The organism is Flavihumibacter solisilvae (assembly GCF_000814475.1).
Classification (GTDB): Bacteria; Bacteroidota; Bacteroidia; order Chitinophagales; family Chitinophagaceae; genus Flavihumibacter; species Flavihumibacter solisilvae.
This window is the reverse complement of record NZ_JSVC01000009.1, coordinates 226,507-246,798: the sequence shown is the minus strand read 5'-3', so window position 1 is coordinate 246,798 and position 20,292 is coordinate 226,507. Positions and strand designations below refer to the sequence as shown.

23 protein-coding genes are annotated in these 20,292 nt (G+C 44.9%); 17 read left to right on the top strand and 6 right to left on the bottom strand.

Going from position 1 to position 20,292, the window contains the following annotated elements; translation table 11 throughout:
- Positions 1-15 precede the first annotated feature (15 nt).
- The 4 genes from OI18_RS09095 (at position 16) to OI18_RS09080 (ending at position 4,568) form a co-directional block, all read left to right on the top strand.
- Positions 16-2,394, top strand: a complete 2,379-nt coding sequence (locus tag OI18_RS09095) for a glycoside hydrolase family 3 N-terminal domain-containing protein (RefSeq protein ID WP_052273033.1) — start codon at positions 16-18, stop codon at positions 2,392-2,394.
- Positions 2,395-2,532: 138 nt separating this feature from the next.
- Positions 2,533-3,003: an Hsp20/alpha crystallin family protein gene (locus OI18_RS09090; RefSeq protein ID WP_039139156.1), complete on the top strand. Its 471-nt coding sequence runs from the start codon at positions 2,533-2,535 to the stop codon at positions 3,001-3,003.
- Positions 3,004-3,108: 105 nt separating this feature from the next.
- The gene (locus tag OI18_RS09085; protein ID WP_039139155.1) at positions 3,109-4,278 is read left to right on the top strand and encodes a cation:proton antiporter; all 1,170 of its coding nucleotides are present in this window, start codon (positions 3,109-3,111) and stop codon (positions 4,276-4,278) included.
- Positions 4,275-4,568 carry a hypothetical protein gene (locus tag OI18_RS09080; protein WP_039139154.1) on the top strand — a complete coding sequence of 98 codons (294 nt, stop codon included), beginning with the start codon at positions 4,275-4,277 and terminating at the stop codon, positions 4,566-4,568. Before OI18_RS09085 ends, OI18_RS09080 begins: the two co-directional genes overlap by 4 nt.
- A 35-nt stretch (positions 4,569-4,603) precedes the next feature.
- Here OI18_RS09080 and OI18_RS24855 read toward each other — a convergent pair whose 3' ends face one another.
- Positions 4,604-4,993, bottom strand: coding sequence for a hypothetical protein (locus tag OI18_RS24855; RefSeq protein WP_039139153.1), 390 nt, complete (start codon positions 4,991-4,993; stop codon positions 4,604-4,606).
- Here OI18_RS24855 and OI18_RS25215 point away from each other — a divergent pair.
- Together OI18_RS25215 and OI18_RS09070 are read left to right on the top strand one after the other, a co-directional pair.
- Positions 4,904-5,125: a hypothetical protein gene (locus OI18_RS25215; RefSeq protein WP_420806194.1), complete on the top strand. Its 222-nt coding sequence runs from the start codon at positions 4,904-4,906 to the stop codon at positions 5,123-5,125. The genes OI18_RS24855 and OI18_RS25215 overlap by 90 nt on opposite strands.
- On the top strand, positions 5,032-5,232 hold the full coding sequence (locus OI18_RS09070; protein ID WP_072038982.1) for a calcineurin-like phosphoesterase C-terminal domain-containing protein: 201 nt from the start codon (positions 5,032-5,034) through the stop codon (positions 5,230-5,232). Before OI18_RS25215 ends, OI18_RS09070 begins: the two co-directional genes overlap by 94 nt.
- 11 nt (positions 5,233-5,243) lie before the next feature.
- On the opposite strand, the gene OI18_RS09065 is transcribed toward OI18_RS09070, so the two are convergent.
- Complete coding sequence (locus tag OI18_RS09065; RefSeq protein ID WP_039139151.1) at positions 5,244-5,939, bottom strand: hypothetical protein; 696 nt, start codon at positions 5,937-5,939, stop codon at positions 5,244-5,246.
- Between the two features lie 448 nt (positions 5,940-6,387).
- On the opposite strand from OI18_RS09065, the gene OI18_RS09060 reads away from it, so the two are divergent.
- Positions 6,388-6,822 carry a DoxX family protein gene (locus tag OI18_RS09060; RefSeq protein WP_039139149.1) on the top strand — a complete coding sequence of 145 codons (435 nt, stop codon included), beginning with the start codon at positions 6,388-6,390 and terminating at the stop codon, positions 6,820-6,822.
- Positions 6,823-6,988: 166 nt separating this feature from the next.
- On the opposite strand, the gene OI18_RS09055 is transcribed toward OI18_RS09060, so the two are convergent.
- The 3 genes from OI18_RS09055 to OI18_RS09045 form a co-directional block, all read right to left on the bottom strand.
- On the bottom strand, positions 6,989-7,255 hold the full coding sequence (locus OI18_RS09055; protein ID WP_152616770.1) for a hypothetical protein: 267 nt from the start codon (positions 7,253-7,255) through the stop codon (positions 6,989-6,991).
- 420 nt (positions 7,256-7,675) lie between these two features.
- Positions 7,676-8,575 (bottom strand): AraC family transcriptional regulator, encoded by a 900-nt coding sequence (locus OI18_RS09050; protein WP_039139146.1) that lies wholly within the window; start codon positions 8,573-8,575, stop codon positions 7,676-7,678.
- Positions 8,576-8,857: 282 nt separating this feature from the next.
- A complete protein-coding gene (locus OI18_RS09045; RefSeq protein WP_039139145.1) occupies positions 8,858-9,148 on the bottom strand; it encodes a hypothetical protein in 291 nt (96 codons plus the stop codon).
- Positions 9,149-9,349: 201 nt separating this feature from the next.
- Between OI18_RS09045 and OI18_RS09040 the strand changes: the two genes are divergently transcribed.
- The 4 genes from OI18_RS09040 to OI18_RS09025 are packed head-to-tail and all read left to right on the top strand — an operon-like array spanning position 9,350 to position 13,841.
- Positions 9,350-10,666, top strand: a complete 1,317-nt coding sequence (locus OI18_RS09040) for a TolC family protein (RefSeq protein ID WP_082037898.1) — start codon at positions 9,350-9,352, stop codon at positions 10,664-10,666.
- Between the two features lie 20 nt (positions 10,667-10,686).
- Positions 10,687-11,730: an HlyD family secretion protein gene (locus OI18_RS09035; RefSeq protein WP_039139140.1), complete on the top strand. Its 1,044-nt coding sequence runs from the start codon at positions 10,687-10,689 to the stop codon at positions 11,728-11,730.
- A gap of 10 nt (positions 11,731-11,740) precedes the next feature.
- Positions 11,741-13,267 (top strand): MFS transporter, encoded by a 1,527-nt coding sequence (locus OI18_RS09030; RefSeq protein WP_152616769.1) that lies wholly within the window; start codon positions 11,741-11,743, stop codon positions 13,265-13,267.
- Positions 13,233-13,841 (top strand): Crp/Fnr family transcriptional regulator, encoded by a 609-nt coding sequence (locus tag OI18_RS09025; protein WP_052273018.1) that lies wholly within the window; start codon positions 13,233-13,235, stop codon positions 13,839-13,841. The genes OI18_RS09030 and OI18_RS09025 overlap by 35 nt, the downstream gene beginning before the upstream one ends.
- 15 nt (positions 13,842-13,856) lie before the next feature.
- Here the strand turns inward: OI18_RS09025 and OI18_RS09020 are convergent, their stop codons facing one another.
- Positions 13,857-14,636 carry an alpha/beta hydrolase gene (locus OI18_RS09020; RefSeq protein ID WP_039139135.1) on the bottom strand — a complete coding sequence of 260 codons (780 nt, stop codon included), beginning with the start codon at positions 14,634-14,636 and terminating at the stop codon, positions 13,857-13,859.
- 172 nt (positions 14,637-14,808) lie between these two features.
- Between OI18_RS09020 and OI18_RS09015 the strand changes: the two genes are divergently transcribed.
- From OI18_RS09015 to OI18_RS24675, 6 genes are all read left to right on the top strand, one after another.
- A complete protein-coding gene (locus tag OI18_RS09015; RefSeq protein ID WP_039139299.1) occupies positions 14,809-15,396 on the top strand; it encodes a TetR/AcrR family transcriptional regulator in 588 nt (195 codons plus the stop codon).
- Between the two features lie 326 nt (positions 15,397-15,722).
- Complete coding sequence (locus tag OI18_RS09010) at positions 15,723-16,472, top strand: SDR family oxidoreductase (RefSeq protein WP_039139133.1); 750 nt, start codon at positions 15,723-15,725, stop codon at positions 16,470-16,472.
- Positions 16,473-16,513: 41 nt separating this feature from the next.
- Entirely contained in the window at positions 16,514-17,101 is a 588-nt protein-coding gene (locus OI18_RS09005) for a TetR/AcrR family transcriptional regulator (RefSeq protein WP_039139131.1), read from the top strand.
- A 54-nt stretch (positions 17,102-17,155) separates the two neighbouring features.
- A complete protein-coding gene (locus tag OI18_RS09000) occupies positions 17,156-18,457 on the top strand; it encodes an epoxide hydrolase family protein (protein ID WP_052273016.1) in 1,302 nt (433 codons plus the stop codon).
- Between the two features lie 203 nt (positions 18,458-18,660).
- On the top strand, positions 18,661-19,956 hold the full coding sequence (locus OI18_RS08995; protein ID WP_240312742.1) for an epoxide hydrolase family protein: 1,296 nt from the start codon (positions 18,661-18,663) through the stop codon (positions 19,954-19,956).
- Between the two features lie 110 nt (positions 19,957-20,066).
- The gene (locus OI18_RS24675; RefSeq protein WP_160290210.1) at positions 20,067-20,234 is read left to right on the top strand and encodes a hypothetical protein; all 168 of its coding nucleotides are present in this window, start codon (positions 20,067-20,069) and stop codon (positions 20,232-20,234) included.
- The last annotated feature ends 58 nt before the right edge of the window (positions 20,235-20,292 follow it).

Below are 20,292 nucleotides of genomic sequence, written 5' to 3'. Positions count from 1 at the left end.
TTAATGGAAGCGAAAATGAAGCAAAAGGTACTCCTGGTGTTGGTTCTGACTATTAATGGCCTGACCCTTTTTTCTCAAACAAAATATAAGTATAAAAATCCCGCTTTGAGCGCGGAAGTACGTACATGGGACCTAGTCAGTCACATGACCCTGGAAGAAAAAGTGGGCCAGTTGGTTTGCCCGCTTGGCTGGGAGATGTACGACAAACAGGGAGATAAGGTCCAGGCTTCCGAAAAATACAAGGCCGAACTGAAGAGTAAATACACAGGGATGTTCTGGGCTGTTTACCGGGCGGATCCCTGGACCAAAAAAACGCTTGCAACTGGCCTGACTCCGAAGCTCGCAGCTGAAGCAGGCAATGCGATGCAACGTTATGCTATTGAAAACACCAGGCTGGGAATTCCTGTTTTTATTGCTGAAGAAGCACCGCACGGTCACATGGCGATAGGAACTACTTCCTTTCCCACAGGTATAGGCTTGTCGGCGACATGGAATCCAGGCCTTTTAACTAAAATAGGCGGAGTTATTTCAAAAGAGATCAGGCTGCAGGGAGCGCATATCAGTTATGGTCCCGTGCTGGATTTGTCCCGTGAGCCACGCTGGTCGCGCGTTGAAGAAAGCTTTGGCGAAGACCCTGTATTAACCGCAAAGATGGCTGTTGCCATGGTGAAGGGAAACGGCGGCGGCGATGTATCAAAACCATACAGCACCATTTCCACCCTCAAACATTTTATTGCTTACGGAATCCCGGAAGGTGGCCATAATGGCAATACTGCGTTTATTGGTGAACGTGAACTGCATGAAAATTTCCTGTATCCTTTTAAGGAAGCTGTGGCTGCCGGAACGCTTTCGGTAATGACGGCCTACAATTCCATTGATGGCGTTCCATGTACGGCAAATGGCTATCTGCTGAATGATGTGTTGCGGAAAGACTGGGGATTCAAAGGATTCGTAGTGTCCGACCTCTATAGTATTGATGGGATCAGGTCCAGTCACCGCGTAGCCCAAAGCCTGGAAGAAGCAGGAACCATGGCGTTAAAAGCTGGTGTAGACGTTGACCTGGGAGCGAACGCTTTTATGAAACTGATAGATGCCGTGAAAGGCGGCAGGCTTAAAGTAGCTGAACTTGATACAGCTGTATACCGGGTTTTGAAGCTGAAGTTTGACATGGGGCTGTTTGAGCATCCATATGTAGACCCAAAGCTCGCTGCATCAACTGTACGCAGCAATGAACATATTGAAGTTGCAAGGCAGGCAGCGAGGGAGTCAGTGGTGTTACTGGAAAATAAAAACAGGATTCTCCCTTTAAGTAAGGATGTAAAGAAGATTGCGGTTATCGGCCCTAATGCGGATAATATCTACAACCAGCTGGGCGACTACACAGCACCGCAGGAAGAGGCGAATATCGTTACCGTCCTGGAAGGAATTACCGGGAAAGTAGGCGCGTCGAAAGTGGAATACGTGAAGGGTTGTGCGATTCGCGATACTACGGAAGTAGAGATCGCCAAAGCGGTGATGGCGGCTTCAAACGCAGATGTGGCCATCGTTGTGGTGGGTGGTTCAAGCGCGAGGGATTTCAAAACGAGTTACCTGGAAACAGGAGCGGCAGTTGCTTCTTCGAAAACTGTTAGTGATATGGAATCCGGCGAGGGCTTCGACCGCGCTTCCCTGGATTTGATGGGAAAGCAGCTTGATTTATTGAAAGCCATTAAAGCAACAGGTAAGCCTGTGATTGTGGTTTATATCGAAGGTCGTCCGCTGGATAAGACCTGGGCTGCGGAGCATGCCGATGCCCTGCTTACTGCATTTTATCCCGGCCAGGAAGGTGGGAATGGAATTGCCGATGTGTTGTTTGGAGATTATAACCCGTCGGGCCGCTTGCCTATTTCTGTTCCGCGGAATGTAGGGCAGATTCCGGTTTACTATAACAGGAAGAATCCCCGGGGCCACGACTATGTAGAGATGCCTGCCAAACCATTGTATGCATTCGGTTATGGACTCAGCTATACGCAGTTTGATTATAGCGGGCTGAGCATTGTGAAAAAGGCCGCTGATAATTTCGAAGTTTCGTTTGTTTTGGCAAATACCGGCGCTTACGATGGCGAAGAAGTGGCACAGCTCTATGTCCGGGATGAATACGCATCGGTAGTGCAACCGGCCATGCAGTTAAAACAATTTGAAAAAGTCTTTTTGAAGAAAGGCGATAAAAAACGCGTTTCGTTTATGCTCACTGCGAATGACCTTTCAGTCGTGAATAAGGAAATGAAAAGGGTGGTTGAGCCGGGGGATTTTACTGTGATGATCGGTGGAGCTTCGGACCAGCTAAAGCTGAAGGAGAAGATTATGGTTGCAGATCAGATTAGAACTTCTATGTCGTTAATTCGGCAAGACTGAAAAAGCCAATCCCAAACTGATTCATTGCCTGCCTGTTTTTCATTTCTCCTGCAAATTAGGCAATAAAATTGCCAATTTTTCAGTCCCCCTGGCACTGGCATTTTTTCTGTATTTGAGCCTGAAAAAAAGGAGGTTTGTATGACAACTTCAATAGTAAAAAGACAAAATGGTAATTCACCGGTTTCTTTTGGAAGCGTGGTTGACAACATCTTCCAAAACAGTTTGCGTCAGTTTATGAACGACAGCTTTTGGGAACCAGGCAACCGATTATCAACCGGATCTGCACCTGTGAACGTGCGCGAGGCAGATCATCAATACGAACTGGATGTTATTGCGCCGGGATGCAGAAGGGAAGATTTTACCATCAACGTCGAAAACAATACCCTTGTAATTTCCCTGAATCACAAAGAGGAAAGAAAAGAACAAAACGAAAAGAGGGGATGGGTAAGAAATGAATATATCCAACAGTCCTTTACCCGGAAATTTACAATGGATGATACCGTTGACGTTGTTAAAATCAGTGCGAACTACAGGGATGGGATACTGCACGTGGTATTGCCTAAAAATGAAAAAGCACAACAGACGGTGAAGAATATTGAGATCAAATAATGTTCGCTTAGAGTGATTACCATTTTGCAAACCAGAGGCGGAGCTGGTGGCTCCGCCTTTGACTGTAACTCCTTTAAATTCAAATAGTTTCTCAATCGAAACCATATGCACGACATATTGCTGGCCGTAAGCATTATGTGCCTGGTAATATTATTGCTGATTTTCCTGTTGCGGCGTTTCAATCAACCTTACCTTATTGCGTATATTATTGCAGGGATTATCCTGGGGCCACACGTCACCGTTGTGTTTTCCTCAGCAACGGACACCGCTGCCCTTGGTGAGATCGGTATCGTGTTGCTTATGTTCTTTCTCGGTATCGAGATCAATGTTCCGGATAAGCGGCATGACCTCCGGGTGCCGGTCATCGCCCAGGTTATAAAGACATTACTCGCATTTTCTGTTGCCTTACTTGTCGGTATGTCTTTTGGGTGGGGTTCAGCCAACATCTTACTGTTAACTATACTGGTGGTTTTCAACAGCACTGCAGTAGTGAGTGAGTTTCTGAGAAGGAACCGTGAATTATATACGTCGACTGGTAAAACAATTTTGAATATTCTCGTACTGCAGGACATTATGATAGGACCGGTGTTAACTGTCTTTCAGTTTATGGGCGAAAAGCAACTTGATATCTGGCGGATCCTTGCGGCAATCGCCGGGTGCGTTGTTATTTTCCTGTTGTTAAGAGCGGTACGAAACAGGAACCTGGTTCAGCTCTTGTCCCATATCGGCCAGGATCATGAGTTACAGGTCTTTGCCGGGGCGTTTATTTGTCTTGGTTTTGCGGGACTGGCCCATGCTTCCGGGCTCACCCCGGGGATTGGAAGTTTTGTGGCAGGGGTATATATCAGCCGGACGCACGCTTTTCATTGGCTGGAAAGAACCCTGCATCCATTTAAGGTGTTTTTCGTCGCGCTTTTCTTTGTATCGGTTGGACTTTCACTTGACCTGTCGCATATCAGGAGCAATTACCAGGCTATCCTGCTGATAACGGTTTTGGTCATCGTTATGAACAGCCTGCTGTCGGCATTAGTGTTTAAAGTTCTTGATTTTACATGGGCTGAGAGCCTCCACATGGGCGCACTGTTATCACAAACAGGTGAGTTCGGGATAATCGCCTGCTCACTTGCATACCAGTTAAATCTCATCGACTATAACTTATATAAAGGTGCCCTGGCTGTCACCGGGCTGACATTGCTATGCTCTACCGTCTGGATGGCTGTAGTGAAAAGATTTATTAACAGGAGAACTGTTGTCACCAAAAATGTAGCACAATGAAACCGATATTTTCAATTGATGTTTCCTGTATGACTTCGCAGGGGATCGAAAGTTTCGCCAACTTTGTTATTGGCTCTGACCGGCAGCAGGCTATTGACATTTTCCGGCAGTTAAAGGGAAAGGCAGAAACGAACAAGACGGATATGCTTTTCATGACTTTCATTGAATCCCATGATGGACTCCCGGTAAATCTCGAGATCATTGGTTGTACCCTTGATCAGTTGGCCGAAAATTGCAAAATCATTTCCCGGGAAATATTTAAGCTGAAAAATATCGACATCATTTACTAAGGAAAAGTAAAAACTGCGAGACTTCTCACCAATTCTCAAATAGGAACAAGACAACTCTTTTCATCAGTGCTCGGACTAGGCCTTGCATCCTGCAATCTCTTGTCGCTTGTAAGTGCATCCGTGCTATCCAAAGTGAACTGGAATTGGCTACTATTTAAAAGGCGCAGCTGGATGCAACTGTTGAACTTTACCATAGGGGGAGGACTGAAAAAGTGTTGGAAAGCAACCTGATCGGGCATGTGCACGGTACCGTTTGCGGTGCCTGGTAGAGCGGCCCGTTTTGTAGTGATGGTACGCCCAATGGCTATGCAGTTTACGAAGTAAATGGAAGCGAGATCAGCGGGAATTATAAATCCACCGGCAAAGACCGCCTCCACCAGTTGCGGATCTATCCACGCGGCAGCATGAAAGCCTTTCCGGGCCATGCATGTGGAGTGGCTGGAAGATGGTGTCGCGCGGAAAGATGGAACAGCGGGTTGACCTCGATCCCTGGGCAGCTGAATTATACAGCGGTAACCAGCTTCCCCGCAAGCACAAGTGGATTGCGCCCACCCTGACGGACCACCTTTTCTTCGCTTACCCCGCGCCTGGAACGAAGGAGGTGACGGTTAAAGCTACGGACCGGTTCGGAAACAGGTATGAAGAAAAGATAGTGCTGGGTTAAGCAGCACCCTTTTATTTCCACCAATAGAATTTTGTCCAGGCACCTGCTTCAAATCCTTCAGGATTGAATTCTTTTCCGATAGGATTTTCACTTTGTGACAGAATAAGTGTATAAGGGCAATCGTCTTTCATCGGCCGCAAAATCGCAATGCCAACTTCAGGAATTAATATTAAAGAACTGTAGTGCAGTGATTTTGCGGCTTCAAACATTCCAGTGGCTGGAACCTCGAATTTTAGTTCAGTCCTTTCGTCTTCCGAAAAGATATCCTGGGTGTAACTTTTTACCACTTCCTTTGAACCGGTGCCTGTTGTATTTTTCAGGACACCTATAATTGTTTCGACCGGGATCACTTCCTCATTGATAACCGGCCACTCAAGATCCTTTTCGTCGAGGTAATCCTTTAGCTCACGATACAGTGAAGATTTATGGTCAGTCATTGCGCTGGCCAGGACCTGGATGTTCCTGAAGCCCATTTCTGCCGCCACCTGTTTCCATGAAACCGTCTCCCACAATGGGAATGTCAGCTCGAGACGATCGATGGGATCATATTTATCCGTAAATACTTTTTTATTGAACGGGTTCAAAGCGACGAATGCCGATGAGTACTCCTTTGAAAATGCTTCAAGGATGGTTTTTGAGGTATCAAACTTTTGAAACAGGGAGTTAGGCGCCACGCTTTTTTTATAAAGATGATTTACATTTCTCATTCTAAAAAGCGATAGTGCCGGGAGAGTGCCGGGAGAGAGCCGGGAGAGCCAGAGAAAAGCGCAATAAACATGCTGAAAAGTGCTGCTCACACCGAACAAATGCTATACGAATTACGGAGGAAAGTCATAGCCCGAGCGGAGAAAATGGCATGAATTACATTGCCTAGGTGGCACGAGTGACAGGTTTTGACCACATTTCCGTCTTGAATGAAAGGATTTTGGCCCTGGGTGGCATTGAGGGCATCGGGCCTGCTCACTGAAATCTCTAACAATTATACAACAGGAACCATCATATGTCAATTGACACCGGCATAACGGGATGGTAGCTTTGTTCTATCGTAATCGATAAAACAACCTGCAAATTCTATCAACTATACAGGGCTGGTAAAATGCCTGCCCTTGTGCCCGATTATATGCTTTTTGGGGCACCAACATTAATTTTCTAAATATGAAAAAGTTTATTCAGAAAGTGACTACCGTGTCATTGGAGGGCAATGCTATACACTATGGATTGCTTGTGTTCAGGATCTTATTGTCACTTGAATTGATAGTAGTGCATGGGCTTAAGAAGGTAGGCTTGTGCGGATGTGAAAAAGAGCAGATTCCCAATCCGCTTCATTTTCCCGAAGCCTTCAACAACCTTTTTGCTATAGCTGCCAACCTGGTGTTTCCTCTGTTTGTGATCGCCGGATTATTTACCCGGCTAACCATACTGCCGGTACTGGCAGTAACCCTCACCGGATATTTTGTCTTACATTGGAGCGATCCTTTGATCATCAGGGATATGCCGTATATGTACAGCCTTTCTTTTTTGTTATTGTTAGTTTCGGGGCCTGGAAAGTATTCAATTGACAACCTGATTAATAAAAAACTTCTTCAATGAAATGGGAGCAGATCTTTCCGTTGACTTCAGGAGTGCTTGCAATGTTGAATGTGCATGCACAGTAACTGACCTATCGCAGAGAAATACGTGACAGGCTTTTACCTGACCCTCATAATAAACCCGCCTCGCATTCTGCAGAACAAAGTGTCTGATTTATCGCACGCACTTACTCAGTTGCTTCTATTGATTCTTTTACTTTGGGGGGTGTAGCCTTTGCTGTTGTTCTCTTATTAGCCCTGGCAGCTGGTTTTTCCTTTATTTTATTATTAGTGGGTTTGGCCAGCTTAATCCCAGTCAGGATGATCTTGCTGGCTTTGCGGATATTCCTGTTGAACTTTTTATCGCTCAACTGGTCTTTAAATTCACTGAAGGTTTTTTGTAAGGTGAGTGCAACTTCAGCCTGTAGTTGTTTTTTAGTTTGTTTCTTGGCCATAAAAAGTAACATATAGATAATCACAAGTTAACAATTAGGTAATACCTTCAATGTTAATTCTTTTGACCCTTACTGGAAATGGTCCTTTAAAGAAACAGAATAAAGACGCATTTTTTGAAGATGTTGATTTTTGAATTTTAAAGAGGTGGAAGGTCTCTTCAAGATTGCCTTCCGGAATTACCTCGACCTGTTACCGTCGCAGATCTCCATGCAAATGAGAAGTTCTTTTTTGGAAGTTTTGATAGGGTTGATAATGGTTTCATGATCAGTTAATCCAATATTTTGCAATGAAGAAAAATGCCTGTAATAATCGAAAGGCAATTTCGAGCTTGCCTGCTTTCCTTACAAATATTAGCTCGAAGCGCAACCGGTATCGGAATATCCGCAATATAAGATTATAGGTTTTCATCACTTTACATTTTAAGCCCTCTTAAGTGTTTCGTCAGTTTGAATAACAGGGTAGGCTTTCTTAAAATCGGAAAAGTTCATCCCCGACACTTCCTTGAAAAAACGACTAAAATGCGCAGTGTCCTGGAAGCCTAGACTGTAAGCTATTTCCTTCATGCTTGAAGTGGAGTACCTTGCCATTCGTTTAGCTTCAAGAACAACACGCTGCCGGATATGGTGGCCGGCAGAATACGTGGTGTTCTTTTTTACGATCCTGTTGAGGTGATTGGGCGTGATCAGTAGCTTGCCTGCATAATCGGAGACCAGCTTTTTTTCTTTATAGTACCTGTCAACAGTCTCCAGGAACTGCTTGACCAGTTCAGCTTCCCTTCCATAACTCATTTGCCGGGTGGAGTTCTCCAACTGCCTAGTAAGGTATATCAGGAAGATTCTGAAGTATCGCTTTAACATCTGGATCCTGAATGGAAACTCATTTTCAATTTCCTTTTCCATTTTGAGAAAGATTTCCTCGAGGTCTGTTTCCATTTCCTTCGGAATGCTGATCGCATGGTGTTCAAAGAAAAATTGGCTGAGTGTGGCCTGGCAATTCCAGTCAAATTCATATTCCCCCATATTGAAAAAGGCGTCGGTGAATGAAAGTATATAACCTCGCATGCCTTTTTCCGCCTGGAGTTTATGTGCCTGGTCTGGTTTAAGAAAGACGATCATGTTATCACTTACCGGATGTTCAACCAGGTCAACATAAAGGGTGCCTTTTCCATTGATCACCCAGATCATTTCGTAATAGTTGTGATAATGCGGATCCTCGGTGTTCTCATCCTGTACTTCCATTAGTTGCCGGATCGTCTGCAAGCGGAATGGCAGATCGGATTGTTCCATCTTGTGCAGCGGGATGATTGTTGAGACTTTCATACAAGTTGCTTTAGTAATTAATATTTCAATTGAGCGACTATTTATGCAGTGTCAGGCTTTTAATGAATCATAGGGTGATTCTGTGGGAGGATATTGAAGCCTTACGTCGGGTCTCATTTGCATATACAAAGTAATAATAACCAGCAGTCAAAAGCATTCACATATGTGAAGAAAGCAGAATGTGCGGCTTGGTTCACTTTGTTTCTACCGACAGAAAATAGAACTGCGGATACACAAATGCCTGGTAGCAGCAGTGTTATCCGCAGGTTTAAAAACAGATGGCTATTGCAAATGCTGCTGTTGTAGAAAGGTGTAAGGATTAAGTGAAAAGTAGGGCTCCAGGTCTTTCCTGGTCACACTGTATTCAAGGTTAATGAAATACTGTGCCTGGAGCACTTTCCACAATGAAAGGAATTTGTTGCTTAAGATATCAGCGAATAGTTGAAGGACATTTGCATGGAAGATGCCGTTCCAGTACACTTCATTGGAACGTTTGCTTTGCTTTGCATCGATCAGTTTCGTTGCTGACCTGAAGTCAGTATGTATCAGAATTTCAAGTTGCCTGGGTTTCATAATTTATAGTTTATATTTTGAATGATATTTAAAGTTATGCCTGGACACACCCATGTGTCAATATCAGTACTGTGCATTTCACTGCCTTAATGAAGTGACCATCAAACAGCTTTATTTATTCACATATGTGAATGGATTTGGGGTCCTGCATGTCGTTAATTTGTATATACAACAAGGCTGATGAACTAAAACCAGGGCGACATGAAAGCTGCACAAACAATAATGCTGGCGAGTGGAATTTTCGCCTTTTCAATGGTTTCCGATGGCCAGGATACTGCAAAGGTTTTGACAATTGAAAATGCTTTTGCGCTGGCAAACAGGAACAACACAGAATTGAAGATCACTGATAAAGCGATTGATATTGCCCGCCAAAAAACAGAAGTTGCGAAGCTGGGCCAGCTTCCCACCATATCAACAGCACTGAACTACGGTTATATCAGTAACTCCCAGGTATGGGAACCGTCATTTTCTAAACATGCCACTGCTCCGATCCCGCACAACCTTACGCAGTTTTCCCTGCAGGCGTCAGAAGTGATCTTCAAAGGAGGCGAGATTTCGAACAACATACGCAAGGCCCGGCTTGATGAGCAGGTGGCTGTATTAAGTTACGATAAAAATGAGCAGGGTATAAGATTCCTGGTCGTAGCCAGGTACCTGGATATTTACCGCCAGGTCATCCAGCGCGTAGTATATGTAAACAACACCCGGCTCTCCAGGGAAAGGCTCAAAAACATCATCATTCTGCAAAAACAGGGTATAGTAACAAATAACGATGTATTGCGTTCCAAGCTGATCCTTTCAGATCTTGAACTGGCGATCCGGAAAACAGATGACAATATTGCAATCCTGAACAACCAGCTGAATACAGTATTGGGTCTTCCTGATAACCAAAGACTAGTGCCTGACACAACATTGCTGCAAACCGGGAGAGAGTCCTGGGAAATCGCAGAACTTCTGAGAATAGCACATAAGGAAAACCAGGATTTAAAGATTGCCGCAAAAGAAACGTCAATCGCGCGCACCAACCTGAAAATTACAGAGGCTGACGAACTTCCCGAAGTAAGCCTGTTTGCCGGAAGCAACCTGCAACGTCCTTATACCAATTCAGCACCCGCGAGAGACGTCTATTTCAATATCTGGGTAGCCGGGGTGAGTGTCAGGTACAATATTGCTTCCATTTACCAGTCACCCCGGAAGAAAAAAACTGCCGAACTGCAGGTGGAACAATCGCACCAGAAAGAAACGCATCAGAAAGAACAGGTTGAACTGGCGGTTAAAACAGCAATGATAAAATACAACGAGGCTTACGATGAACTCGACACTTACAGGAATGATCTGCAGTCGGCCGAAGAAAACTACCGCATTGTGGAGAAGAAATATTTCAACCAGCTGGCACTGCTGACCGACCTGATCGACGCTACCAATACGAAGGTGGAAGCAGAACTAAAGGTAGCCAATGCACAGATTAATGTTGTTTATTCCCGTTACCAGGTACTGAAAGCAACCGGATCATTATAATAACCTGAAAATGTATTGAGATGAAACTTCTAAATGGAAAAAGCAGAGCACTGTTACTGGTTAACACGCTGATCTTTATTGCAGCCGGGACTGTCATTACCTGGGGTGTATACAAATGGTCTGACCTTTGGGGAAGATTGTATACCAACGATGCCCAGGTGGAAGAATATATCAATCCCGTTAATACCAGGATCCCCGGGTATATAAAAGAGGTTCGCTTTACGGAGCACCAGCAGATAAAAAAGGGGGACACACTGGTATTGATCGACGACAGGGAATATAAGATCCAGGTAGAGCAGGCCGAAGCCGCATACCTGGCTGCACAGGCATCGAGGACGGTAACGGCGTCAGCCGTCAACACGGTGGAAAGCGGCCTTGCTGTTACGGATGCAAATATCAGCGCGGCCCGTGCACGTTTGTGGAATGCGGAGGAAAACCTCCGCCGTTACACCAACCTGCTTGCAGAGGGCGCAGCCACGCAACAACAGTTTGACCAGGTAAAAACAGAATATGATGTAGCATCATCACAATCCAGTGCATTGTTTCGGCAGCGTAACGCTACCAGCCTCTCGGCTGTAGAAACAGGTAAAAAGGTCAGTGTCAATGATGCAGAGATCAAACGTACCCATGCGGCATTGGACCTGGCAAAACTGAATTTATCGTATACGGTGATTACGGCGCCCTATGATGGCGTGACTGGCCGCCGCAATATCCAGGAGGGTCAGTTGCTGCAAGCCGGCCAGAACCTGCTGTCATATGTGCGAAAGGACAGTAAATGGGTAGTGGCCAATTATAAGGAAACACAGATTGCGAAACTGAGGGTAGGACAGCGGATGAAGCTGAAGATTGATGGAATACCAGGAAAAGAATTCAGCGGCACTATATCCGCAATTTCGCAAGCTACCGGTTCGCGATTTGCCGCAATCCCAACCGACAATTCTGCCGGTAATTTTATTAAGGTACAACAGCGGATCCCTGTAAAAATAGAATTCAACGATTATCAGTCGCTGGTCCTTGACCATGTCATGGCAGGAATGAACGTTGAAGTAAGTATAGCAGATTAAATATTTTACAATGCCACCACTAACCGAGCTTTTATACCCATGGGTACCGAAGTTTTTGCGTTATACTATATTAACGATGTTGTTGTTTATTGTCCTTTGTGCGAATGGTGCATACGCCGGAATAACAGGTGATATTTTTAACGACCTGGGCGTATACCAGGAGCCTTATACCATGGCATTAAATGCAGTGTATATTGGTATGGCAGCGGGTTTCATCATTCACCTGCGAATGGCTGCCCGGTTTACAAATAAGACGCTCGTTCTTGCCGGGTTATTTATAGTGCTCCTTATGAATATCATTTGTGCGCTGACCAATAGCCCGGTAGTCTTTGTAGCAGCAGTACTGGTCCTCGGTTTCGGGAAGATCCTGATGTTGGGTGAAGTTTACCTTGCCTGGTTACGGATCTGGAGCAGGAAATTTGAAACAGCCCGATTTTACCCGATGCTCTATCTTACTGCTCTTGGGGGACTGTATTTCATGTCATGGGTTACGGCAAGTTTCAGCAAAGCATTTTCCTGGCGTTACTCCTACATTTTGATTGTCATTCTGATCGCGATCAACATCATCCTGGTATTGATCTTCGCTGAAAAACACCAACTTAAAAGAAAGGTACCCCTATACCAGCTCGACCTTTTCGGCATGGGCTTGTTTGTGCTGGCATTGATGCTGGTAAACTATGTGGTTGTATATGGAAAAGTTGAAAACTGGTTTGCATCAACGTCGATCAGCGCAGCCTTTGCGGGGGCTGTCATTGCGTTGCTGTTTTTTGTGCGACGGGAAATAACAGTTAAACGCCCGTTTCTCAGCCTGGCAATTTTCAAAAAGCAGAACCTGGGTTTCGGTATACTATTGTTCATGCTGTCCGGTGTTTTTCTCCCGACAACCCTCCAGGCAAATTTTACCGGGGCAATACTTGGTTTCGAGTCAATACGCAATGCGGAAACAAATCTTTACCTGCTGCCAGGATTTTTTGCTGCATCTGTGCTTACATATTTCTGGTACAAAAACAATTACAATGGCCATTTGCTGATCATTGCCGGGTTTGCCCTACTGGTGTTGTACTATGTTTTGATGTATGGCCGCTTTGTAAATGACCTTAACATAAACGAATTCTGGCTGCCTTCTGTGATAAAAGGATTTGGACAGTGTCTGCTGTACGTATCCATCGGGTTATACGCTTCTGCAGGGTTCGCCTTCCCGGACTCGCTGAAGGTAGTGGGCACGCTGGTAATGGTCCGTTCTTTCCTGGCTCCCGGATTGTTTTCGGGACTTTACAACTATTACATCTATGCCGGGCGCACCAGGCACCTGAGCCTGCTCGCATCAGGCATCGATGTCAATGAGCCACAGGTGCTGCAACATTATGATATCAAAGGTTTTTACAGGGGTATACAGACCGAGGCCGGTATTGGCGCGCTTAAAGAAATCTCGGGAACTATTATTATTTTTGGATTGTTGGTCATCATCGTCCTGATCATTATTTATGTATACCGGAAGATATATGACTTCAATCGAAGCATGCGAACCCTTCTTTAATTACATGCGCAGGTTCGGGGAGCTGGACTCCGAGTCAGGCGAATTGATTGCATCCAGGTTTACCGAAGTAAATTTGCCAAGGAAACATGTGATTCTTCGTGAAGGGGAGTGCAGTGATAAGATCTATTTCCTCGTCACCGGACTGGGAAGATCATATTATACCGACTATACGGGCAAGACCATCACCTGGTCATTCCATTTCAATAATGAGGCAAGTGTAGGCCGGAATGTTTTCATGGTTGATTACCGGGCTTTTCTAGATGATAAAGCATCAGTCGTAACCATAGAAATGCTTACTGATGTAAAGGCATTGATGATTTCGAAGGAAGGGGTGCACTATTTGATTGAGAACTGCCCCGCCTTTGAAATCTGGACACGTAAGCAAAACGGAAGTGCTTATATCTTTATGTATGACAGGGCTTTTACACTGCTTACCTTATCGGCAACTGAACGCTACTGTAAACTGGTAAAAGAAGAACCGCATTTGTTACAGTTGTTTTCAAGTTATTATATCGCTTCCTATCTCGGCATCGCGCCGCAGTCGCTCAGCAGGATCAGGGCACAGGCTCATTAGTGCGGCCATAAATGGCTATTTTTTTCCGCTGGCAGCTTCCATAATTACTTTAGCAACGGCATCCGGTTGGGAAATGAATATTACGTGGCTGCCTTTTACTTCTGAAATCTTTGTTCCTGAACGCTTGTACATATTCCGTTGAATGTCTGGAACGATGGCTTTGTCTTCTGTTGCTACAATGCCAAAACTTGGCTTTGTTTTCCACGCTGCTTCCTTTATGGGTGCAGTAAAGCAAACTGCCATGATCGGACCCTGGGATGCATACATGAATTCGGCCAGTTCTTTTGGTACATCACCTGCAAACCCTGCATGGAACTTAGCCTTGTCGAAATAAACAATCCCGTTTTTGTCCGGTGGCAGAATGCCGTTTTCGGGCGCTGGCGGTAATGAAGATGCCCACTGGGCTGTAGTTTCTCCCTTATCCGGTTGGAATGCAGCTATATAAACCAAAGCTGCTACGTTCGGATGCATGCCTGCTTCCGTAATAACGGTCCCGCCCCAGGAATGTCCTGCAAGGATTGCCGGGCCATCCTGTTTGTCCAGGGCACGAAGCGTGGCGTTCACATCATCTTCCAGAGATGTCAAAGGATTCTGAACCACGGTTACCTTGTAGCCTGCCTTTGTCAGGATGCGATATACATCCTTAAAGCCTGAGCCATCGGCAAATGCACCATGAACAATGACCACGTTGTTCACCTTGTTTGCAGACTGGCCCTTTGTAGTACTGATAATCAGCAGTAGGCTTCCTGAAAACAGGAAAAGATACAGGCTTAACCTGGGTAGCAGTTTTTTCATGTTCTTGATTTTTAGTTATTCGAAGAATCCGGCCGGGTTCCGGGAAGGCATATAGTACGAATGGGGAGGGATAGTAAGTTACGAAAAAAGGGAACGCCTGGATTTATTTACATATGTGCGTGTTTTTGCCCTTGACGCGAAAGAACTTTGTCCTGGTATTAAAGCTTTTGATATGACTAAGAGCGAAAAAACAAGGAACTTCATAATTGAAAAGACAATTCCCATTTTTATAAGTAAGGGTTACGAAGGCACCTCCCTGTCTGATATTGAAGGAGCAACAAGCCTGTCTAAAGGCAGTATTTATGGCAATTTTGCCAATAAGGAAGAGGTTATCCTCGCTGTATTAGATCATATTTTGCTTGAAGTGAATGCAACTATTGACAGGGAGGTGAAGATGAATATTTCGTCAGCAGAAAAAATTCTTGTTTTTGGAAAGCTGTTTAACAAGTGCGCAGACCTGATCCAACCTGCGATCCATAATGCTTCGCTTGATCCAGGTGATATTCACACCAGGCTGAGACAGAAAGCAGTTACTGCACTTAATGGATGGAAACTGCAATTGGCTGATATAATAAAAAACGGGATCGAAAGCGGGGAATTCCGGGATGACGTGGACGCGGAAGAGGCCGCATTTACATTGATGGCATTAATTGAAGGTGGAAATATGATTTCCCGGCTGGCTGGCAAAACATTATGTAAATCCGTTTTTATGAAATCTATCGGTGACTACATTGATAGTATGTTGTTCTCCCATAATTGATCCGTCCATCAATCGCTAATCAAACTCTCTTTATGGTAATTCATCGTCAAAGCCGGAGAAAATTCCTGGATACGGTGATGCAGGTAGGTAATGTAACAGGACTGGTATGACAGGTACGAAAAGAAAACTGGCAGAAGGCCAGGTGATTTCAGTACCCTCCATTAGCCTCGAAAGTGACGCCAATGGTGCCCTCCATCCAGATTAGGCTGATATTCAACCCCCTCTTTTAATTAACAGTTTGTTTGACTGATTTATTTTGGAATATAAGTTCCAAAATAGAACTTTGATTTAGGAATGAAGATTCCAGAATAATTAAAACAACAAACATGAACAGATTATCGAAGAGAACGGCCCTTATTACTGGAGGTAACAGTGGCATAGGCCTGGCGACGGCACGTGAGTTTATTGCTGAAGGTGCCAGTGTGATTATTACGGGAAGAAACAAAGCGGCGCTTGACAAGGCAGTGCTTGAGTTGGGACCGCAGGCACATGGGATTGTTTCGGATACTTCCAATATGAAGGATATCCTGAAATTAAGGGACGAGGTGGTAAAAATATTTCCCCGCCTTGATGTCCTGTTTATTAATGCGGGTGTTGCCATATTTACACCCATCACAGAGGTTACTGAAGAGGAGTTTGATCAGCAATTCAATATCAATGTAAAGGGTGCGTATTTCACCATTCAGCAATTGCTTCCAATCTTCAATGAAGGTGGTTCTATTATACTGAATGCTTCCAATGTGGCTCATAAGGGCGTAGCGGGTGCTTCTGTTTATTCGGCAAGCAAGGCAGCTATATTGAACCTGGCAAAGACATTGTCCTCCGAACTGTTAACCAGTAAGATCAGGGTAAATGCAATCAGTCCCGGACCCGTCGCCACACCGATCTATGAAAAATTGGGATTCGGTGAAGCCAAAACTGAAGAATTCAACGAGGTAGTAAAAGGCAAAGTCCCGCTGGGACGATTTGGCAATCCAAACGAAATTGCCCGCATTGCCGTGTTTTTTGCATCCGAAGATTCGAGTTTTGTTTTAGGCGCCGAATTAATTGCCGATGGCGGTTATTCGACCTTATAATTTTAATTAATATTGGAATAGTAATTCCATAATTTTGAACCATGCCCAGGGAAGTAAGTTTTGATGAAGACAAGGTTTTGCAGAAAGCAACCGAATTGTTCTGGCTCAAAGGATATAATGGCACGTCAATGGATGAGTTGACCATTGTAACCGGCCTGAGTCGCTCCAGTATCTATAACAGCTTCGGGGACAAGCGGGCCTTGTTTTTAAAATGCCTTGAGTATTATAAACACAGTCAGCGGGCTAAACTTCGCAAAACCCTGGATAAGTTGAAGTCACCATTGAAGAGTATCCAGATGGTTTTCAAGTTTGCTGTGGAAGAACTGTTGATGGATAAGGAAAATAAGGGCTGCCTGATCATTAATACAACAACTGAATTGGCTAATCTTGAAGCAACGATTTATTCGTTTGTGAAAGGAAATATGGAAGATGTTGAAAAAATGTTCCACGACTGGATTAAAGATGGCCAGGAGTCAGGGGAGATCAGTAAATCCTTTTCCGCTGTCGCTCTTGCCCGGCATCTGTATAACAGCTTTTCCGGGTTGAAAATAATTGCACAAACCAGTAAAGACAGGAAGGCATTGGAGGACGTAGTAAAAGTCAGTCTTTCTGTTCTTAAGCCTGAATAAAGTTACTTCAAAATCAGGTTCTCTTTTAGTTCCCAACACTCACAAAAATTAAAAATGAAAAAGAGTATATCCTCTTTGGCAAAAGTATTGCCAATAGTTACCGTTATGTTTGCCGGGTTACAAGCTGGCGCACAGGTTGCAAAGTCGTCCGACGAAGCCATCCACCCGTTCAAAATACATATTCCGGAATCGCAAATACAGGATCTTAAACAACGTATAAGGTCAACCAGGTGGCCTGAGCAGGAGACCGTCACTGATCAATCGCAGGGCGTGCAGTTGGCGACAATGAAGACCTTAGCGCGTTATTGGGAGAAAGATTATAACTGGCGGAAAGTTGAGGCGAAACTAAATGCCCTGCCCCAGTTCACTACTAAGATTGATGGGGTAAACATCCACTTTATCCATGTACGTTCCAAAGTCCCCAACGCTCTTCCTGTTATTATTACACACGGCTGGCCGGGATCGATCCTGGAACTCATTGATATGATCGGTCCGCTTACTGATCCTGTTGCCTATGGAGGTAAACCGGAAGATGCCTTTGATGTTGTCATTCCGTCCATACCTGGTTATGGATTTTCGGGCAAACCAACTACGCCCGACTGGAATTCCTACCATATAGCTAAAGCATGGGATACCTTGATGAATCGACTTGGATACACTTCATATGTATCCCAGGGAGGCGATTGGGGTGCGAGGGTTTCAGAATCGCTGGCACGCATTGCGCCTAAGGGTCTGATAGGGATTCATACAAATTTGTTTCTTACACTACCGCCCGAAGTAGTAAAAGCGGCCGGCGCAGGCGAAGCGGCACCCGCAGGTCTTTCTGAAGACGAAAAGTTTGCGTATGAACAATGGAAAAAACGTACCCGCGGTTATTTCATTGAACAAGCTACGCGTCCACAGACGATCGGTTTCAGTTTAGCTGAAACGCCAATTGGTCTTGCCGCCTGGTTACTTGATCATGACCCACACAGTTATGAACAGATGGCGGCAGCCTTTAACGGGCATCCTTTTGGTAGCCTGACCAAAGATGCAATTCTCGATAACATCACGCTCTACTGGCTTACCAATTCAGGTGCTTCAGCAGGTCGACTCTACTGGAACGAAGCACGCATCGTTGCCCAGGGTGAGATTTCTGTTCCTGCAGCCTTTACTGTATTTCCCGGTGAAGTATACAAAGCGCCGCGCAGCTGGGTTGAACGTGTATATACCAACCTGGTCTATTTTAACGAAGTTGATAAAGGCGGCCATTTTGCATCTTGGGAACAACCACAACTATTTGTAAAAGAAATGCGGGCAGCTTTCAGGCCTATGCGCACAACCAACAAACAAGCACTAGGTAGTTCTATCAGGTAACTTATACTTCGCAATAACGCTTAGTTAAACATTTAAGAAGAATGCCGGCCGATCAGCCGGAATTCTTCTATTTCAGCATTTTCAATTGACGATCGTGACGAAACTCACACAGCAACTTTTATAACATCAACATTCGCACTTCTTCTCATATGTGAATGTTTCCGGGAGTATGCTGAAATAATTTTGATTTTAAACTAAGGAATATGAAAATGATTATTATCACCGGCCTTGCAATGGCCGTGTTAGCAGGTGTAGATAACGGAACAAGCCAGGTTCCAGGTAATGTAAGGGGAGATTCAATAAATCGGGTGACTGATGAATCTATTCGTCCATTCCATGTTAAAATTCCCGAAGAAAAACTTGTTGATCTCAAACGCCGCGTTCTCGCTACACAATGGCCCGAACAGGAAAATGTTAAAGACGCTTCACAGGGAGTACAACTCGCGACAATGCAGTCCCTCGCAAGCTACTGGGCGAAAGACTATGACTGGCGTAAGGTGGAAGCGCGACTGAATGCTTTGCCACAATTCATCACGAATATCGATGGGGTCGACATCCATTTCATTCACGTCCGTTCGAAATACAAGAATGCTCTTCCGGTCATCATCACGCATGGCTGGCCCGGTTCAATCATCGAACAGATGAAGGTAATAGGACCACTTACCGATCCGGTAGCCTATGGTGGAAAAGCAGAAGACGCCTTTGATGTAGTAATCCCGTCCATACCTGGTTATGGTTTTTCGGGCAAGCCAACGTCTGTGGGCTGGCAACCCGAACGGATCGCAAAAGCATGGATTGAACTGATGAGGCGTCTGGGTTATAAAAAATACGTAGCCCAGGGAGGTGACTGGGGTAATGCTATTTCTGAAATCATGGCTTTGATTGCGCCACCGGAACTGCTCGGCATTCACACCAATATGCCCGCAACCGTTCCAGCTGAAATAGGCCAGGCTCTCCAGGCCGGTATGCCGCCTGCAGATCTTTCGGCCGACGAGGCGAACGCTTACCGGCAGCTGGATTTCTTCTATAAAAAAGGATTAGGCTATGCCAACGAAATGGGCCTTCGTCCGCAGACTCTATATGGAATTGCAGATTCACCAATCGGACTTGCCGGCTGGATCCTGGATCACGATGCAAGCAGTTATGAACTGATTTCACGTGTCTTCGAAGGAAAGTCTGAAGGACTAACAAAAGATGACATCCTTGATAACATAACATTATATTGGGTCACCAATACCGCGGTTTCTTCTGCCCGCTTATACTGGGAAACTTTCCAGGTGGCAAAAGGTGGTTTTTTTGATCCAAGGAACGTTTCGATCCCGGTAGCAGTAAGTGTATTTCCGGACGAGATCTATGCTGCGCCAAAAACCTGGGCAGAAAGGGCATATCCAAAGCTCATTCATTACAACCGGTTGAATAAAGGAGGTCACTTCGCAGCATGGGAACAACCTAAGGCATTTTCCGAAGAATTAAGAGAGTCTTTCAGGTCGCTGCGGTAAAGTCAATAGGGTCAATAAGTCAATAGGTCAATAAGTGAAATAGTTGAATAAATGAATGATCGAAGGACGCATAAGAAGATTTCACTTATTGACCTTTAAAAATGATAACAATGAAAACGATAAGCACCTTCCGGTCTGGGAATGTAACGGAAGAACACGAGCCTGTTAAGGGAGATCTCAATGACAACGAAGATAATACCGGATGCCTGGGTTGCCTGGGGTATGTCCTGTTTCTCATCGTAATATTTGCAATATTACTGTTGCATAGCTTGGTATAAGTTTGAGAATGCTACACGGAAGTCTACTCGACAAGCAACTCTATTCCTTTGGCAAAAC

What these genes read in the sequence shown, in the direction of transcription:
- OI18_RS09055 (WP_152616770.1), bottom strand. Translation starts at nt 7,255, where the DNA reads ATGGCCAAGAAACAAACTAAAAAACAACTACAGGCTGAAGTTGCACTC.
- OI18_RS09085 (WP_039139155.1), top strand. Translation starts at nt 3,109, where the DNA reads ATGCACGACATATTGCTGGCCGTAAGCATTATGTGCCTGGTAATATTA.
- OI18_RS09045 (WP_039139145.1), bottom strand. Translation starts at nt 9,148, where the DNA reads ATGAAACCCAGGCAACTTGAAATTCTGATACATACTGACTTCAGGTCA.
- OI18_RS09050 (WP_039139146.1), bottom strand. Translation starts at nt 8,575, where the DNA reads ATGAAAGTCTCAACAATCATCCCGCTGCACAAGATGGAACAATCCGAT.
- OI18_RS09015 (WP_039139299.1), top strand. Translation starts at nt 14,809, where the DNA reads ATGACTAAGAGCGAAAAAACAAGGAACTTCATAATTGAAAAGACAATT.
- OI18_RS09000 (WP_052273016.1), top strand. Translation starts at nt 17,156, where the DNA reads ATGAAAAAGAGTATATCCTCTTTGGCAAAAGTATTGCCAATAGTTACC.
- OI18_RS24855 (WP_039139153.1), bottom strand. Translation starts at nt 4,993, where the DNA reads ATGGCCCGGAAAGGCTTTCATGCTGCCGCGTGGATAGATCCGCAACTG.
- OI18_RS09095 (WP_052273033.1), top strand. Translation starts at nt 16, where the DNA reads ATGAAGCAAAAGGTACTCCTGGTGTTGGTTCTGACTATTAATGGCCTG.
- OI18_RS09090 (WP_039139156.1), top strand. Translation starts at nt 2,533, where the DNA reads ATGACAACTTCAATAGTAAAAAGACAAAATGGTAATTCACCGGTTTCT.
- OI18_RS08995 (WP_240312742.1), top strand. Translation starts at nt 18,661, where the DNA reads ATGAAAATGATTATTATCACCGGCCTTGCAATGGCCGTGTTAGCAGGT.
- OI18_RS09065 (WP_039139151.1), bottom strand. Translation starts at nt 5,939, where the DNA reads ATGAGAAATGTAAATCATCTTTATAAAAAAAGCGTGGCGCCTAACTCC.
- OI18_RS09080 (WP_039139154.1), top strand. Translation starts at nt 4,275, where the DNA reads ATGAAACCGATATTTTCAATTGATGTTTCCTGTATGACTTCGCAGGGG.
- OI18_RS09025 (WP_052273018.1), top strand. Translation starts at nt 13,233, where the DNA reads ATGACTTCAATCGAAGCATGCGAACCCTTCTTTAATTACATGCGCAGG.
- OI18_RS09005 (WP_039139131.1), top strand. Translation starts at nt 16,514, where the DNA reads ATGCCCAGGGAAGTAAGTTTTGATGAAGACAAGGTTTTGCAGAAAGCA.
- OI18_RS09020 (WP_039139135.1), bottom strand. Translation starts at nt 14,636, where the DNA reads ATGAAAAAACTGCTACCCAGGTTAAGCCTGTATCTTTTCCTGTTTTCA.
- OI18_RS24675 (WP_160290210.1), top strand. Translation starts at nt 20,067, where the DNA reads ATGAAAACGATAAGCACCTTCCGGTCTGGGAATGTAACGGAAGAACAC.
- OI18_RS09010 (WP_039139133.1), top strand. Translation starts at nt 15,723, where the DNA reads ATGAACAGATTATCGAAGAGAACGGCCCTTATTACTGGAGGTAACAGT.
- OI18_RS09035 (WP_039139140.1), top strand. Translation starts at nt 10,687, where the DNA reads ATGAAACTTCTAAATGGAAAAAGCAGAGCACTGTTACTGGTTAACACG.
- OI18_RS09070 (WP_072038982.1), top strand. Translation starts at nt 5,032, where the DNA reads ATGGAACAGCGGGTTGACCTCGATCCCTGGGCAGCTGAATTATACAGC.
- OI18_RS09060 (WP_039139149.1), top strand. Translation starts at nt 6,388, where the DNA reads ATGAAAAAGTTTATTCAGAAAGTGACTACCGTGTCATTGGAGGGCAAT.
- OI18_RS09040 (WP_082037898.1), top strand. Translation starts at nt 9,350, where the DNA reads ATGAAAGCTGCACAAACAATAATGCTGGCGAGTGGAATTTTCGCCTTT.
- OI18_RS09030 (WP_152616769.1), top strand. Translation starts at nt 11,741, where the DNA reads ATGCCACCACTAACCGAGCTTTTATACCCATGGGTACCGAAGTTTTTG.